Origin of the sequence: Xaviernesmea rhizosphaerae (genome assembly GCF_001938945.1) — a bacterium.
Lineage (GTDB): Bacteria > Pseudomonadota > Alphaproteobacteria > Rhizobiales > Rhizobiaceae > Xaviernesmea > Xaviernesmea rhizosphaerae.
In genome coordinates, this window is record NZ_MKIO01000002.1 from 1 (window position 1) to 599 (window position 599).

The following is a 599-nucleotide window of genomic DNA, read 5'->3' on the forward strand; positions in this document are numbered from 1 at the left end:
CTCAACGAGGGCGGCGACCGTATCCTCGACCTGCTCTCCCAGGCCGGCGGCCTGTCGACGCCGGGGATCGAGACCTATGTCACGCTCCAGCGCGGCAACCGAACCGCCACCGTCCTTTATGACGCTCTGACGAAAAATCCGGCGGAAAACATCTTCGCCGCGCCCGGCGACACGCTGATCGTCAACCGTGAGCGGCGCACCTATCTGGCTTTCGGCGCCTCGGGCACCAATGGCCGCTTCGACTTCGAGGATGCCAAGCTGACGCTCGGCGAGGCGCTGGGCAAGGCCGGCGGCCTTCTCGACGCGCGCGCCAATCCCGAGCAGGTGCTGCTCTATCGCCGTGTGAACCGCGATCTGCTGGCCCGCCTCGGCGTGGATGTCCGCCGCTTCGCCGACAGCGAGATCCCCGTGATCTTCCGCGCCGACATGCGCGATCCTGCGACCATGTTCGTGGCCCAGCAGCTGCCCATGCAGGACAAGGACATCATCTTCGTCACCAATGCGAGCTCCGTCGAGGTGGTCAAGTTCCTCGACCTGGTGAACTCCGTCACCTCCACCGTCTCCGGCGCCTCCAACGACGTCATCATCACACGCGACTC

At 65.6% G+C, this 599-nt stretch carries 1 pseudogene; it reads left to right on the forward strand.

From position 1 onward, the window contains the following. Positions 1–599 (forward strand): annotated as a pseudogene (locus BJF92_RS25435) (polysaccharide biosynthesis/export family protein); the annotation flags it as partial.